The sequence below is a fragment of the Nannocystis pusilla genome (genome assembly GCF_026626665.1).
GTDB lineage: Bacteria > Myxococcota_A > Polyangia > Nannocystales > Nannocystaceae > Nannocystis > Nannocystis pusilla.
Genome location: NZ_JAPNKE010000002.1, coordinates 487652 through 503363, shown reverse-complemented (window position 1 = coordinate 503363; position 15712 = coordinate 487652). Strand labels below are relative to the sequence as shown.

The 15712-nt window shown below is 66.9% G+C and carries 15 protein-coding genes; all 15 read left to right on the top strand.

Features of this window, described 5'->3' with window-relative positions; all coding sequences use genetic code 11:
• Nucleotides 1-39: 39 nt before the first annotated feature.
• A complete protein-coding gene (locus tag OV079_RS02450) occupies nt 40-1578 on the top strand; it encodes a hypothetical protein (RefSeq protein WP_267765993.1) in 1539 nt (512 codons plus the stop codon).
• A gap of 10 nt (nt 1579-1588) precedes the next feature.
• Nucleotides 1589-1807 carry a hypothetical protein gene (locus OV079_RS02445; protein ID WP_267765992.1) on the top strand — a complete coding sequence of 73 codons (219 nt, stop codon included), beginning with the start codon at nt 1589-1591 and terminating at the stop codon, nt 1805-1807.
• 453 nt (nt 1808-2260) lie between these two features.
• Nucleotides 2261-2440 (top strand): hypothetical protein, encoded by a 180-nt coding sequence (locus tag OV079_RS02440; protein ID WP_267765991.1) that lies wholly within the window; start codon nt 2261-2263, stop codon nt 2438-2440.
• Nucleotide 2441: 1 nt separating this feature from the next.
• The gene (locus OV079_RS02435) at nt 2442-2825 is read left to right on the top strand and encodes a hypothetical protein (RefSeq protein ID WP_267765990.1); all 384 of its coding nucleotides are present in this window, start codon (nt 2442-2444) and stop codon (nt 2823-2825) included.
• Between the two features lie 93 nt (nt 2826-2918).
• The gene (locus OV079_RS55510) at nt 2919-5954 is read left to right on the top strand and encodes an Eco57I restriction-modification methylase domain-containing protein (protein WP_267765989.1); all 3036 of its coding nucleotides are present in this window, start codon (nt 2919-2921) and stop codon (nt 5952-5954) included.
• A complete protein-coding gene (locus OV079_RS02425; protein WP_267765988.1) occupies nt 5840-9403 on the top strand; it encodes an SNF2-related protein in 3564 nt (1187 codons plus the stop codon). Before OV079_RS55510 ends, OV079_RS02425 begins: the two co-directional genes overlap by 115 nt.
• Before the next feature lie 145 nt (nt 9404-9548).
• Nucleotides 9549-10304, top strand: coding sequence for a hypothetical protein (locus OV079_RS02420; protein ID WP_267765987.1), 756 nt, complete (start codon nt 9549-9551; stop codon nt 10302-10304).
• Between the two features lie 324 nt (nt 10305-10628).
• Nucleotides 10629-11225, top strand: a complete 597-nt coding sequence (locus OV079_RS55505; protein WP_267765986.1) for a peptidoglycan-binding domain-containing protein — start codon at nt 10629-10631, stop codon at nt 11223-11225.
• A 157-nt stretch (nt 11226-11382) separates the two neighbouring features.
• The gene (locus OV079_RS02410; RefSeq protein ID WP_267765985.1) at nt 11383-11934 is read left to right on the top strand and encodes an SDH family Clp fold serine proteinase; all 552 of its coding nucleotides are present in this window, start codon (nt 11383-11385) and stop codon (nt 11932-11934) included.
• The gene (locus tag OV079_RS02405; protein ID WP_267765984.1) at nt 11925-12155 is read left to right on the top strand and encodes a hypothetical protein; all 231 of its coding nucleotides are present in this window, start codon (nt 11925-11927) and stop codon (nt 12153-12155) included. Before OV079_RS02410 ends, OV079_RS02405 begins: the two co-directional genes overlap by 10 nt.
• The gene (locus tag OV079_RS02400; RefSeq protein ID WP_267765983.1) at nt 12152-12445 is read left to right on the top strand and encodes a hypothetical protein; all 294 of its coding nucleotides are present in this window, start codon (nt 12152-12154) and stop codon (nt 12443-12445) included. Before OV079_RS02405 ends, OV079_RS02400 begins: the two co-directional genes overlap by 4 nt.
• Nucleotides 12442-13350, top strand: coding sequence for a hypothetical protein (locus OV079_RS02395; RefSeq protein ID WP_267765982.1), 909 nt, complete (start codon nt 12442-12444; stop codon nt 13348-13350). The genes OV079_RS02400 and OV079_RS02395 overlap by 4 nt, the downstream gene beginning before the upstream one ends.
• Nucleotides 13351-13649: 299 nt before the next feature.
• Nucleotides 13650-14030, top strand: a complete 381-nt coding sequence (locus OV079_RS02390; protein WP_267765981.1) for a hypothetical protein — start codon at nt 13650-13652, stop codon at nt 14028-14030.
• A 363-nt stretch (nt 14031-14393) separates the two neighbouring features.
• On the top strand, nt 14394-14861 hold the full coding sequence (locus tag OV079_RS02385; protein WP_267765980.1) for a hypothetical protein: 468 nt from the start codon (nt 14394-14396) through the stop codon (nt 14859-14861).
• Nucleotides 14862-15014: 153 nt separating this feature from the next.
• Nucleotides 15015-15608: a class I SAM-dependent methyltransferase gene (locus OV079_RS02380; RefSeq protein ID WP_267765979.1), complete on the top strand. Its 594-nt coding sequence runs from the start codon at nt 15015-15017 to the stop codon at nt 15606-15608.
• The last annotated feature ends 104 nt before the right edge of the window (nt 15609-15712 follow it).

Here is a 15712-nt window from a genome sequence, read left to right as displayed (position 1 = left end):
GACCCAGATCCCGAGGAGTTGGTCGCGTCGATCGCCTCCGTGGCGCTTGACGCCGCGCTCGACGCCGTCACCGCCGTTCCAGTGGTCGGGTGGATCGTGGGGATCGTCGCCGGCATCGGTCAGGCGCTCATGCCGCTGTTCGAGGGCTTGCTGGAGGGCGATCAAGTACCGCCGGAGCGCCGAGCCATCCTGCCATGGCGCCGCTATAGCAGCGACGTCGACCAGCAGTGGGTTCGCGCCTTCGTCCAGGTCGAGGCCGCCGGCGTCGACTGGACGCCGATGTTCTCTCCGCCGACCGACGCACGGCCGTGGTCGCTCGCGGACGGAGCCGATGACGACGGCAACATCGTCGGCCAGGTGCTCGCGCCCTTCGCCGGCAAGTCCGTCACATGGAACGGCGCCTACGGCTGCCTCCCCGGCACCTTCCGCGTCGCGGGGATCCTCCAGTACCGCGGTCGCCCACAACCGCCCAACTCGGCGCTGCGCTTCTACAGCGACGCCACCCTGATTCACCACTACGGCGACTTCACGCAGACCGGCGACTTCTATCCCTCGCTTCAGCAGCTCGCCGGGACCACATGGCAGCAGCTCGCCGCCGGCGGACCCGACAGCTACAAGGTCGACTGCGCCGCCCTCGAGAAACTGTGGCGCGACTGGTTCACCGCCCTCTACAACTCCGTCCTCGACCAGGGCCACGGGGACTGGCTTCTCGGCTACCTCGCCCGCGAGGTCCTCGGCGAGTGGCGTTTCGAGCCAGCGCCTCCGGCGCGCTGCGCCCCGAGGCCATCGATGGGACCACGGTGCCGCTCGTCACCCGCGCCACCTTGCAGAACGGCCAGCGGCGACCTCGCGGTCCCGCACGACCTGCATGTACAGCGACCTCGTGCTCAAGGACAAGCCGCGCACCCAGAGCGGGTATCTGCCGCAGAAGTGGTCCCGCGATCCGAAGACCAAAGAGTACATCGCTCCCGCGCTGTACGCCCAGACTCGCGCTCCAGGGTACGCGTGCGTTCCTGGCCTCCCGGCGAGTTGCTGCTCTCCAAGTACAAGCGGGCTGACGATGCGATCGTGCTTCCCGCCATCCGCGCGGTCGCGCAGCTACAGCGCCGCCGGCTCTCGCGCAGCCTCGATTGTGCGTACGTCCGCCCGATAGCGGTCGGCAGCAAACCCGCCTACGCCGCGTTCCGGGATCCGTCGCTCCGCGAGCACTGCATCGAGATGCGCAAGCGCCTGCTGACGCACCCGTCGCGCATGCTCGTCGAATACGAGACCGCTCGCGAGGTCGACCCCGAGTTCGCGAACGCCCTCAAGGAAGCCGGCGTGCCGACGAACGCGATCCAGCGCGGAGCGGCGAAGTTCGGGCTGCGCGACTCCGCCGCGACCGAGCCGCTCGATCCCAAGTCTCCCGCGCCCGAGCGCCCCGTGCGGCTGCAAGGCGGCCTGCCCTTCGATCCCGAGCCTCAACGGGTGCTCAATCATCGGAAGTGGCTCGGTCCCGCCGTGCTCGGCGGCTCCGCCCTCGCCACCGCGCTCGCGGTCGCCGTCGGAGCGCACCGAAGCCGAGCCAACGCAAGATAGGAAGGTGAATGTGAAGTGGGGACTCCAACACGTCAAGGTGACGCTCGAAGAGCGCGATTCAGGAGAAACGGTCGTCATCGAACAGAGTTCGGACGGCCGCGTCACCTGCGAGCGCGGCTCGACGGGCAAGCGCACCGAGGCCGTAAGCAAAAGCGCGCGCCCCCGGGCCCCCGAAGGCCACGCCTCCGGCAGAGAAGCACGAGAAGCCCAAGGTCGAGCGCAAGCATGAGAGAGACGACGGGCCGAGGCCCAAGGCCGCTGCGAAGCCCCCCGCTGAGTCCGCCGCTGGCTCGAGAAAGCAGACCGGCGCGAAGAAGAACCGTGCTCGGGACCAGCGGGTCGATCGCAAGACGGACGATACCGGTCCTCTGCGTTGGGAACCCGTCAAGGATCACGAATATGACGGCTTTGCCGCCAACTCGCGCGCTGGCCAGTTCAAAGTCCTCATTACTAAGGGATCGCTATGGGCGTTGTTCTACGAGGAGAAGCCCGCTCATCCCAAGAACCTGGGGTGCTTCCTCCGGAGCGAGCTCGAAGAGGCAAAAAGCACGCCCAGGCCCTACACGATTCCGGATGGCCCGAGTCCAAGTCCGGCCCCATCACGCCCGCCCGCATCATCCACATGTGCCCGGCCCCTCCTGAAGCCGAGGGCGAGGGCGTCGCGGAAGCCCGAGGGAAAGCCATGACCGAGGCCGAGAAACACCCAATGCCCAAGAAAACACCGACGGACACTTCCAAGCCGCCGCCGCCCGCTCCCGAGCCGAGCAAGGCTCGCAAGGGTGAGGCGGACCGCGACAACGAATTGCTGACCAGCTTCGCCAAGGCCGTCGACACCGCTCTCGACGACGACGAGGACGATTGACATGTCACAGCATCAACCCGGCTCCATCTACAAGGTCGGCGGCCGTCGCTACGTCGACAGCCAAGCCGTGTACAACTTCGCTCAGCGCCACGAGATCGTCGCCGAGCACGACGGCTGGCGCATCATGGTCCCCGGTGGGGCCGTCCTCTGCGCCCGCGTCGAGGATCCCGCCGACCTCCCCGGGCAGCGCGGCAGCCTCTACCAGCTGTCTGCCGACCCGGGGATCAGCTTGAAGGCCCAGAGCTCGGCGTGGATGTCGCAAGGCCTCGTCCAGGCCGGCGGCACCTTCGAGACATCGGCTGCGGCGAAAACCTCGTGCGGCGGTTGCGGCAAAACCTGCGGCTGCGGCCCGTGTCGCCTGAAGCACGGCCACGACCACTCCTAGCATTTCGCCTCGGGCATCGCCCTCTCGAGCGATCCCAGATCAATCTGGTCCAGCGCGGCCTTCGTCGCCATCGTTTCCTTCGTTGGAGTCCCCATGAAACCCGCAGCCATCCTCGACAAGGTCTTGCCGCAATGGCGAGCCAACCTGCCGGACGACTATTCGCCCGAGTACGTCGACGGTTTCATTCGTCGTAACCGCGATGCGCTCGAGGCGCTCATCGCCCGACGCATGATGGGGCGAAAGCTCAAGCGCGGCGCGCCTCCTGAGACGGTCGACGAGTTCGAGGTCTACGCGAAGCTCGTCGCGCGCGAGCGGGCAAAAGACCAGGATAGCGACGCTGATGTGCTCAAGCGAGTCCAGCGGCGGATGAGCAAGATGCTGGAACGCGACGGCAGCCCTGCCGGGAAGGAGGCAGCGAGCGCGCTCGGCATTCAGTTCGCCGAGCTCCGCGCCCTGGCGCTGCTTCTCCGGCAAGCGGGATGGGAGGTCGTTCCGTTGCTCCTTCGGCTCCCCTCTCTGGCCGTCTTCTCCACTGGCTCGGTGGTAGCGGTCTGCGACCCCAAGAACGACCTCCACTTCTACCCGGGTCTCGAGAACAGCGGCGAGAAGCTCCGCGCGGACTTGGCCAACGCACAGCGGCGACTTCAGCAGCTTCGCGCTGGAATCACGGATGGCGCGCGCTTTGAGCGCTACGCGCTCGCCCTGTGGAGCCGAACCCGCATCCATGCCGCCCCCGCTCCCGCCATACCCGTGTCTGAGGTACCGCCCGACCTCCAGGACAGGTCGCGCCGCACGCAAGCGAACATCCAGGCGCTGCGCCTCGCGGTGACCAAGGAGCCAGACGAGCTCACTGCCGAGGATCGCCAGGCGTTGGCGCAGTACTCCGGGTGGGGTGGCCTGTCCATTGACAACGTCAAAACGCAGCTTCCGCCTGAGCTCATCCCCGAGTCGTTCGGCCTGATTCACGAGTACTACACGCCGACCGCGATCACCGAAGCCATCACCGAGACCCTCTGCCCCCTGCTCCCCGAGCTCGCCGGAAACGATGGTGTCGTGCGGGCGCTCGAGCCAAGCGCCGGTATCGGCCGGCTGATCCGGGCGTTCAGCCCGCAGCGCTGCCTCGCCCTCGAGGCTGGCGGGCAGATCAAGAAGATCCACTGGACGGCGGTCGAGTTCTCCGTCGCCAGCGCGAGGCTGTTGCGTGCCCTTCGACCGGACGTCGACCTCCACAACATGCCCTTCGAGCGCTGGATCCGCGAGGAAGGCCGGCGCCAGCAAGGTACCTTCGGACTCATCGTCTCGAACCCGCCCTATGGCGAGCGCGGGGTGATGGCGCGCGAAGATCCTGACGAGTTCTACAAAGAGAAGCGGGCGTTCGCCTACTTCATGCGCCGCACCCTCGACCTGCTCGTCCCGGGTGGCGTCGGCGTGTTCTTGATCCCCGCCGGCTTCATGAGCGGCAACCTCAACCGCGGCCTGCGGGAAAAGCTGCTCCGACGCCATCACTTGCTCGGTGCTTTCCGGCTACCGAGCCACGATCGCAAGGGTCGGGAGACCGTGCCCGGCGCCTCGGTCGTGATGGACGTGGCCTTCTGGCGCAGCCGCGGCGGCGAGCTCACCGAGGTCGACGAGGCGGACGAGTTCATCCTCGACGGCGAGTACTTCGAAGCGCATCCGCATCACATCCTCGGTGAGGAAGATGGATCCTTCGCCGGGGACGACGAGGCCGGCCTGGCGAGCTGGCGGTACAAGGTGACCGGCGACTTCCGCGGCCTGCCGCCGTTGACGCCGCGGCCCGTCTGCACCGCCTGCGTGCTGACCTCGATCGTGCCGCGCGAGGATGTCGGGACCTTTCAGACCGTCGTGCGCGAGGACGAGGCGATCCCCGCGGATATCGACGAGGCGTTGCGGCCCGCGCTCGAGCTCGGCCGACGCGTGGGACGGTACCTGGCCGCCCTCGGTGCCGATGACGCCGACCGAGCGGCCCAACTCTGGCCCGAGCTCTACGCGGCGCTCGGCGATTTCACCGCCCACTTCGGCAACCCCTGGCGCTCGAAGCCGCTACGCGAGCTCGCCGAGGGCGCTCGAGCACTCGTCGCCGCGCAGCAGCTTCTCAACGCCTTCGAAAAATCCGGCGGCCTCGTAGCTGCGCTGCGCGAGGCGCCGGCGATCTCGCCGAAGTTCTCCGGCCAGCCGGACGACGTCGTTGCCCAAGCCGAGGCTCTCTTCCGCCAGCAGCGCGCGCTGAACGTTGCGCAGCTCATGCGCTTCCATGAGCAGCAGGGCGGCTCCCTCACGCCCGAGGCCGCTCTCGGCGCCCTTATGGCGGCCGACTGGAACCTCGACGGCGATGCATGGGACCAGCTTATGCCTGCCGACGCCTACCTGAGCGGGAGCGACCTGTGGGAACGCTACGACCGTGCGGTTGCCCGTGGCGACGAGCAGGCGAAGGTTCAGGCGCGTCGATTGCTCGATGCAATCAAGCCTGCGGTCTTCGACGACCTCACCGACATCAGCCCTCAGCACGGTTACGTCCCGCTCGACCTCGTGGCGGCCTGGATCTCCGCCACCTTGAACGCCCGTTACGGCACAATCGAACTCGAACGCAAGGGCGGCTTCGTACAGCTCCGCGGGCACGACTACACCGCCGAGGAACAGCCTGCGCTGGCCCCCGAGGCCCTCGCGTTCCTGGGCTACTACAACCACGACCCCGAGCTGTTCCGGCCGCCGCTAGAGAAGCGAGAGCGCGACGCGGGCCCCATGACGCGGGAGGAGCGGTCGGCGAAGAAACAGAGCCTCGCCGAGCGGCGCATCGCCCTGGCGAAGAAGTGGGACACCTCTTTCCGAGCCTGGGTCGCCGCGGACGAGAACCGAAGAGAGCAGCTCGTCTATGCCTACAACCGGATGTCCCGAGGCCGAGTCGTCCCGACGTATTCCCCCGAGCCCCTCGACATCATCCGCTGGGGCGCGCATGCGCCAAACTCAAGCCCCACCAGATCGCAGGTGCGCGCCGTGTGCTCGCCCAGCGTGGAGGCCTCGTCGCTTTCGACGTCGGCGTGGGCAAGACGTACACCGCGCTGGCGATCATTGCGCGCGCGCGCCAGGAGGGCTGGGTCCGCCGCCCGGTGATCCTCGTGCCTGGGTCACTGGTTTGGAAGTGGCACGACGACATCCTATGCACCCTCCCTGATTATCGGGTGGTCGTCATCGGCTCGAACCGCAAGCAGATCACCCGCGGCGTCCGCAGGGGCATCATCACCTCCGAGACCGACTCGCCGCAAGAGCGGGCAAAGAAGTGGCTCGCGCTGCAGAGCGGCCAGGCCGACGTCGCCGTGCTCAGCTTCGACGCCCTCGCGCGGACGAGGATGAGCGAAGACGCGGTGATGGCCTACGTCGAGCAGGTCGAGGCCGTCTCGCGCTCGATCGCCCTGCGCAAGCGAACGCTCGAGGAGAAGGTCAAGAACGCCAAGCAGCGCGACAAGCTGTCGGAGCGCGAACGAGCGCTCCTCGAGCACGGCGTCCGAGCCTGGGTCGAAGAGATCCTCGCTCTCCCATCCGACTGGGAGTACGACCCCGGCGTCGCGTGGGATGAGATCGGCATCGACATGCTCATCGTCGACGAGGCCGCAGCCTTCAAGAATCTCTATAAGCCGCAAGCTCGCGAGGACGGCGTCCCGAAGTTCATGGGAGGAGGCGGCGAGGGCTCGGACCGCGCATGGCAGCTCGACTTCCGCGCGGCTGCCGTGCGCCGGCATACCGGCGGTGCCGGCATCGTCCTGCTCACCGCCACCCCGGCGAAGAACTCGCCGCTCGAGTTCTACAACCTGATCCAGTTCATCGATCCGACCGCCTTCACCCGCGCTGGGATCCGCGACCCTGAGCAGTTCATCGATCGCTTCCTCAAGATCGACTACCGTGAGGTTTTAGACGCTGCCTTCCAGGTCACGAAGAAGAGCGCTGTGACCGGCTTCAAGAACCTCGACGACCTCAGGACGCTCATCCACATCTACGGGGAGTTCCGCACCGCCGCCGAGGTCGGCCTCAAGCTTCCGCGCCCGCTGGTCGAGACCCTCACCATCTCCATGGACGAGGAGCAGGAGGCGAAGTACACCCGCTACGTCGCGCAGATCGAGCAGATCCTCGAGAACCCGAATCCCGAATCAGGTGAGAGCTACGCGATCCTCGGCTTGCTCGCGCGGTTGTCCCTGATCGCGCTGCATGCCTCGTTGGAGGAGGGCTACTCCTACAAGACGGCGCTCGACGGCGGGATGGTCCAGAAGCGTGTTTATCGCGACGGAGAGCCCGTCGACGTCACCGTTCGGCTCGGAAAACCGACCTACGAGAGCCCGAAGCTGACGCAGTGCGCGAAGCGAGTCGCCGCCAGCCCGCACTGCGGCCACATCATCTTCTGCGAGCCCACCGCAGTGCATCAATGGATGCGCGAGGTCCTGGTGAAGCACGGGATCCCGCGCGAGCGCATCGCCATCCTCAACGCGGAGGAGACTGGGCCAGCGGACCGCATCCGGATCGCCCGCGAGTTCAACGGCCTGTCCTCGGAACCCCCTGCGCCTGGTACCTGCGCGCGCCCGATCGACAGCGCCATCGCGCCCAAGTACGACGTGGTCATCGCCAACTCGGTCGCCTACGAGGGCGTCGACCTACAGGTCCGGACATGCACGATCCACCACCTGGACCTGCCGTGGACGCCCGCCGATCTCGAGCAACGCAACGGCCGCGCCGTGCGCCAGGGCAACACCCTCGGCACCGTCCAAATCTACTACTACTTCGCTGACGGCTCGACCGACGGGTATCGCTTCTCCCTCATCGACGGTAAGGCGGGCTGGCTTGGCGAACTGCTCAAGTCGCAGGTCCGCGACACCAACAACCCCGCCGCGCAGCAGCAGCTCACCCCCGAGGACATCTTACTGATGATCTCGCGGAACAAGGAGAAGACGCGCGCACTGCTCGAGGAGAAGCGGAAGCGCCAGGCCGAGGAAGCCCGGGCGCGGATCGCCAAGGAGGCCTCGCGGCTGCTCCGACAAGCCGCCGGACGCTTCCGCGACGCCCGCACCAGCAGTGATCCCGAGCGAGCGGCTCGTCTGCGCGACGAAGGGGAGCAGCGCCTCGCCGACCTTGAGCACGTCAGCCCCGACGCGTGGCCATGGGCCCCCTGGATGTATGCCGTGCGCGACGTGGACATGCTCATCCCGGAGAGCGGCGGCGCTCCGGTCTACGAGAGCCTCCGGGTGGCCCGACCCCGCGCGGGCGCCCCGGACCAGCTCGACTACCTCGAGTTCGGGCAGCTGGTCAGCACGGTCGAGGGCGACAAGATCGGCCTGCGCGCCGCCGGCTCGCCGGGCTGGCAGCTCGTCGCCTACACCGGCAGCCTCAACGGTTCACCCATCGCCGCCACCGAGCTTCCCCGCGACGGCGGTCCCCTCTGGCCCGACGATGACGACCTACGCACGGCGGCGGCGATCGAGAAGAAGCTGGAGGAGGTCTTCCGCTACGGCCGCTTCGAGAGCTTGCGCTGGCGCGGCGCCAGCGACGCCTGGCTGGAGAAATGGTGGCCGCGCTTCGAGACGGCCATCCGCGATGGCCTCGCCCGCTCGCATCACCGTGAACAGGTGCCCGTCGTCGACGGTGAAGGCCTGGCGATCGGCGCCGGTGTCAAGCTGCTCGGCGCCACCCTCCTCCCGCCGACACGAGCCGGTTGGCAGCGCTTCCTCGAGCTCGCCCCATCGAGCGGCGAGAGCTTCACAACTCTGAAGACCATCGGTCTCGCCTGGTGGGACCGCAAGGTCCCGTCGGATTTGCTGTCGAAAGGACGCAGCACGGACGAGCCAGCAGCAGACCACACGGACGAGCCAGCAGCAGACCACACGGACGAGCCAGCAGCAGACCTCCCCGAGCCCGTGGTCCCCTCAAGCGGTACCTCCCCCAGCGGTGAGCCACTTCCCGAGGGCGAGCGACCCGAAGCAGTTACTCGGGACGATGTCTCACACCCCGCAGCACCCAAAGCGGCAGAGACGGCCCCCTACGAGGAGGCCCGAAGCGCAATCAAGGCGCTCGGCTTGCCCCTCGCCAGCAAGCTCGCTACGTCGCCCAAGCCGAGATGGCCATCGCCAGCGGAAAGAGTTACCAGCAGATCGTCGAGCGGGCGCGCAAGGCCGCGGAGAAACCCAAGACCCTCACGAGCGCCAAGACAGCTCAGCCTCAGGAGCATTCTCCCGCACGGCTCCCCCGCATCCTCGACATCGCGCTCGACACCTTCAACGCTGAGCCTCGCTGGCGCCTCGAACAACTTCGCTCCCGCCCGAATGGCTGGACCGTCGTGGTCTACCCGGAGGGGCGTGACGCTGATGACGCGGTCGCGGCAATCGACATCATCAAGGAGAACGTGGACGAGGTCCGCTGGCTCGATGCGGGTTTGTCGCAGGTCGAGCAGGACTCGATCATGGAACGGCTCGACCGCGCGCTGTGGGCCGCGTTCGATGCCAGGGAGAAGGAAGAAACAGCCGGCCAGCATGCCCACGAAGCCGAACAGACCCGGATTCCCTCTCCGATTCAGAACCTGATCGAGATGATGGAGCGACGTAGTCGTTCTCTGGTGGTTCCGCAGGCAGCCAGCGCACCTCCACGGCGGGAAGGTTACGAGCGGATCGCCGAGGCTTTGCGAGACCTGTCAGCGCCGACGGGCATCAGCGCCGAGGATCTTCAGCGGTGGTTAGAGTCGCACGGGTTGATGGCCGCGGGCGACGTGGTGGGCCGCTCCCGGGGGCCGAGCCGGTCTCGTTTCGCCAACTGCTCCGTGATCTCTGGTACGCCGTCCTCAGCTTCTATCCGATCGAGGAAGTCGAGGGCGAACCCGATGACTTGCGGATCTCGGAGGGGGTTATTTTCGGTCGTAAGGGCGCGGAATTCGTCCTCGAGCGCGTGACCGAAGGCGAGCGTGCATCCCTCCGCCGGATCCGCATCCATCGTGGCGAGTACGACGAAGAGACCGAGACCTACAGGATCGAGGAGCCGACCGATCGCCTCAGACCGGGCGGCAAGGTGCATACCCGGATCGGTGACGAGCCGTTCCTGGTCGAGCTGTACCAGAAGCTCGGCACATTTTACAGCGATCTCGAGCGAGCGCCCATGATTCTCCAAGATGTGCGCACGCTACTTTACTGGACCGCTGTGATGCTCGATGCCCCCCTGTGCCAAGGCGACGTCAAAGCACGGACATCCGCGGCCTTCGAACAAGCCAAGGCCTACTACGACACGGCTCGACGCCAACTCATGGAGGGTCGCAGCGTGGACGCGGTCCGTCGCATGCATGAGGCCCTTCGGCGCATCAGCGCGGCGTCGGCCGAAATCGCCCGGAGCTGCGGCGAGGGCCAACTCGACATCACCGCAGCCCCGCGCGCCCTGTCCGTACGACCCGAAGACGCCGCTCTGATCGAGGGTGGTGAACTGGAGACGAACCCGTGACCGAGTTAGGCATCCCGAGGAGGCACTGAAGATGGCTCGTTCGACCGAATGGGAGCAACTGGTGATGGCGCAGGGCGACACCAAGCCCGCCTGGCCGTTACCGACAGTGTCCCCTAACTCGCCACATGGAGCGTAGGCGGCGGCCGGCCCTTCGGTTGCGAGGGCGACGCGTGCGAGCGCTGGCACGCCGGCATCGACCTCACCGACGCGCCGGATGGCGCCCTGATCCTCGCGCCCGAGGACGCGCTCGTCGTCGGCATCGACCGTGGCTGGAGCGAGGGCTCCAAGGCGGCATTCCTGCGCACCACTTCCGGCCTCTTCGTCGTGCTCGGCGGGTTCAAAGCCGGCTCCCACAAGGAGTATGGCATCACGACCGGGCAGAACGTGCGCAAGGGCGACAAGCTCGGGCGCGTCCTCGGCTCCTACGGGATGATTCACCTGGAGACCTACGCGGCCGAGGCACGCACAGCCAATTCCGTCTGGTGGGAGGGCGAACCACCGCCGGACGGCTTGCTCAACCCGACGAACTACGTCGAGCGGATGGTCGGGGACACGGTGTCGCTGCTCCAGACACGGCAGCGACATGAGGCCCTGAAGGCCCTCGGGTACTACAAGGGGGACGCCGGTGCGCCCTGGGGAACGGCCTCCACAGAAGCCCTTCGCGCGGCGCAGACAGCTCTTGGGATCGGCGTCGACGGCAAGTGGGGCCCTGAGACCGAGGACGCCGTCCAGCGCGCGCTTGCAGCCCAGACAGGCTGCTCTGCCGACGAATGCAGCCCGAAAGGCTCCCAAATATCTCCGGCAGGAGAGAGTTCCGACCCCCTCCGGGGGATCGGTCGGCTCGGCTGGTGGATCATCGGCGGCACCGCCATCGTCGGAGTCACCGTTGGAGTGGCTCTGGCGGTGCGGGAACGGTCCTAGGACCGCTTCTTCTTCACGCGCAGGAACTCGCATGAATCGCTCTCTCCTCATCGCTACCCTCGTCACTGGCTCGGCGCTCGCTGGCGCCGGATACCTCCTGCGCCCTCGGCCTGGGCAGCGCCAAATCCCCTCGCCCGTTATCCCGCTAGTCACGCCAGTGATCGACGTACGGGTAGCAGAAGACGTGCTCGAGGTGATGGAAAAGCTCCGCGACGGCGAGGTGACGCTGCTCCTGCACACGGCCGGAGGATGCGTGACCTCCTGCGTCATGATCGCCAACGCCCTGCGAGAGTTCGAACGGTCGACGGCCGTCGTCCCCTACATGGCGCTCTCCGGAGGCACGCTTATCGCCCTCAACGCCCGACAGCTCCAGATGGGCCGCGGAGCGTCGCTCTCCGCGGTGGACCCCATCATCCAGGGCCAGCGGGCGAGGCACATTCCGGCAGACGAGCCCCACAACGAGATATCGGCGCTCGCGCGAGAATACGAGCGAGCCATCGGTCGCCACGTGCACGACACGCTCGTCGATCGGCTGCCGGGCGCCAGCGAGACCGAGCTGGAGCGAGCGTACGACGTGTTCATGGGCAAGGATGCACCGCACGAGTGGCCGATTCGCCGGCCCGAGCTCGAAGAACTCGGGCTGCGTGTGAGCCCCGCGTCGCACTCATGGTTTGAGATGGTGGATTCATACAGGAGGAGGTGGTGGTGATGCCCAGTGCAATGGACGAGGCGGTGATTGACGCGCCTGAGAACCCGAAAAGCGAAGAGCCGCCCATCTGCGTCGAGGTCGTCGAGGGAACGCTATGCTCGTCGGCCGAGCTTCAGCGAGCCGTGGTGACAGGGGCGATTGTCTCGGGCCTCGTATGCACGCTCGCGGGACTGACCGTGGGTTACCTGCTCGGCCATCGCGACGGAAGGGAGTGGAGATGAAGTTTTCGATGCTCAACCTCCTCGCCGGCCGACGCCACCAGTTCGGCGCGTTGATGCTGATGCGCGGAGAGACCTTCCTCGAGACGATCGATGAGGGCGGCATGGCGGCGTTCGTCCTCATCCGGGGTTCGGCGGCGGTGTCTCGCCAGCGAGTCGGGGCCCAGGCTGGACTCCACCTGACGCCGCGGCTCGGGGAACCGGTGGTGCTGACGAACCCGGGAACGTACTGCGTAGTGGCCAAAGAACACGTCATCGGTCTGCGATTGCTTCGGATGGGAGATGCCCCATGACTGCCGTCGACACCATCGAGCTGGAGACTAACCCAGAGACGGCCAGCTATCGCCACGGCCTGCGTCGGCGCTTGCACACCGTGCGCTCACAGTATGAGGATGAAGTCGCAGACGCGAAGCGTGACGGTCTCGCGGACGAGGTCGCATCCTCGACGGCTGGGCGCGCGGTTCAGGGGTCAATCCGTGCCCTACTCTCTGAGCTGCTGGCCCGAGCGGCTCTGCCGGCGGTGCGGGAGTTTCTGGCGACCGGCCACGCGGGCCACGAGAGTGTGGCCGGCCTCTTGGCTGACAGAGCGTTACTCGAACTCGTGGAGAGCGCGTACCCAGAGCCCACCTGGACTGCGCAGGCGTACCTCGATCGACACGAGGCCGAGGACGACGCGCTATGGCTCGCCTGGATGACTGCGTGGGCCGAAGCATTCGATGCAAGCGCCTCGGCGCCGCGTCGAAGCTCAAGAACGATTGCGCCGACGACCGTTGGCAAGAACGACCCCCCAACCGAGAAAACCAGGACTGACATGACGAGCAGCGACGCTTCGAGCAAGCCCACATTGAGCCCGAGAATGCAGAACATCATCTCACTGCTGACCCTGGCCGCCAACGCCTACGTCGCAGCGGATAAGTGCCGGCAGGAACGGCTGGCGGGAGAGACTGTGCGCCCCGCCACGCTCGAGGACGTCATGGCGAAGTCGGGTCTGAGGATACCGGGGATCCAGGACGCTCTGGTGCAGCTCATGGGCGGGAGCGAGGAGGCCAAGAAGGCCGCCTCGCTGCTCGTTACACGCCCGACCTCGCAGAGCTCCTTCGTCAGCTCACGGGGCAGTTCGGCGGGGCCCCGTCGACCGCAATCGTCACCCCACCGCCCGCGCCGAAACCGTCCGCGAGCCCCGCGCCAGGCCTGGTAAAATACCGTCCCGAGTTCACGAGTGCAGCCCGAGAGGCTACCCAGGCCCCCAAATCGCAACAGCCCCCGCTGGCAAGGTTTCGGCCTGAATTTACGCGGGAGGCCCGCGAAGCTGCGGCGCCAGCAACCGCTGTCTCGCCGTCCGCAAACATCCTCCGAACGCGGGTTGCCGCCGAGCAGCAAGCCCAGCTCTCCCTCGTCGCCAAGGTCCAGGAGCAGCTCGACGCGCTGCGCCGTCAGGTCAAAACTCATGAGGCTGAGCTCGACCTCCGCCTGAACCGCGCGGAAGCCGAGCTCGTCGTGTTGCAACGACAGATCCAGGAGCGGCCCGTCGCCGACCACGCGGCCACTCAAAGCGAGGGAACGTCCCGACAAGCGGTGGAGGCGGAAGTCGACCAACCGAACGCCGAAGCAGCTCAGGACTTCGACTCGGAGAAGCAGTCGAGCGACATCACTAAACCCGAGGGAGACGTGGACATCGGCCATCCCCACTGGCCCGCCGCTGCGACCGAGCATGAGGTCGCGCAAGCCATCGAACTGGTCTCCAAGTTCGCAGGCGAGGTCGACGTCCACCACCAACGCCAGCTCCGGCGCGTCGTCAGCTTGGAGCAGACCGTGAGCACCATGCGCGCGCTGGTGCTGCGGGAGCCCAACTCCATGGGAGCGTCGCCCTATGGATGAGAACCAAGACATCGTCGTCCTCGCCAAGAAGGTCTACGAACTTTCGATGCTGGCGCCTCCGGATCTCGAGGCCCGCAAGTGGGAAGCCTTACTGATCGTCAACGCAACGATGAACGCCGCGACTTCCGAGGGGGTGGCCAAGGCACACGCGGACAAGGATGCCAGATGGGGCTCGGAGATCCAGCAGGAAGGGCTTCTGTCGCGGGTCCATCCCAAGTGGCTCTTGCGCACTGACGACCAGAAACCGCCGGCGATCAAGCACGCACTGGAGAGCGCGTTGGACAACCCATACCGCGACCTCCGCACCCGCCTGCAGACGCTGCTGCTCCTGCCCCCGCGGACCGCGAGCCTCTCACCGACCTCGTGCGAGCGCTCGAGGTCGACGCCTACACCGGCGCGAAGGGTGACGCGCGCGAGCGGTTCCTCGACACTATGCGCGGCATCTCCAAAGAGTGGTTCAAGGACCCGTGGCTGACGGCACTGCCGCGCGACGGGCAACCGCCACCGATCTCCATCCTGATCGAGAACCAGGGCTCCACGCACGACGGCGGATGGCACGACGATCCGACCGACGACACGGAACTGGAGAAGGCCCAATTTCTCTGGGCGGATGCGATCCGCCACTGGGACGTTGACGTTCTCCGCGACAACCCCTTGAGTCAACTATACCTGTCCGTGGAGTCAGCCGCTTCGTCTGCCGGAGAAGTGGCGTCAGGCGCGAATGAAGCCGTAAAGGGCATCGGCACGCTCCTCAGATGGGCCCCGTACATGCTCGCCGCGATCGGGGTCCTCGGACTGACGACCGCCGCGCTCGCCGCGGCGCGGCGATGAGGATGCCGACGACCACGGCTGACGGCTAAAGCGAAACGGAGAGCACCATGAGCCAGTTTCACACCCAACGGCACACCGTCACGGCTCCCGCGCGCGCCGAGGGCGACCGCGTCCAAGCGAAAGCGGTGCATTACCTGCTCGGGGAGGTTACCCGTGTCGGTGTCTAAGCTCGCCGCGCGCGTCATCCTGACCTACGTCGGCCTGGTCGAAGGGTCAGCCGCGTTGATCCGCGGCCGCGAGCGCACCGCCGCGTTCCAAAGCGCGGTAGAGCGGGCTGCTGCGCTCGGCCGCCGCCTTGTGGTCATCGGTGACCCCGACGCGGGGCTCCATACCCGCCTGATGCGCGCCTACGGCTGCGGAGACGTGTGCATCGACATGAACGGCTGTCCCAAGTGTCCAGTCACGCTCGTCGCCGACATCACCAAAGGACCCATCGCCGACATCGCCGACGACTCGGCGGTAGTCTTCGTGTCCTGTGTCCTGGAGTACGTGTCGGACCTCAATGCCGCGCTCCGCGAGGTCTCGAGGATGGCTGGCAGCCCCGACAACGTCTTCGTCGTCACTGTGCAGCCCTGGACGCTGACGGCCAGGCTCTACCCCGGAGCTCGCTGGCGCGGCTCGGTGAGCTCGACCGACGGCTCCCAGACCGTCTACATGAAATCGGTGGGCCTGGAAGAGAAGCTCGTTCTCACGGGCGCATTGGGGCTCACGCTCGCGGCTGCGTTCTGGCCGAAAGGGCGCAAGTAGAGGTCATGCCGACCTCGGATATCGAGCAGGCCCTCACGGTCGCGCGGGCTGAGGTTCGAGCGCTTGCAGACCAGCTCCGTCAGGCGCGGGCAGACCTACACCGC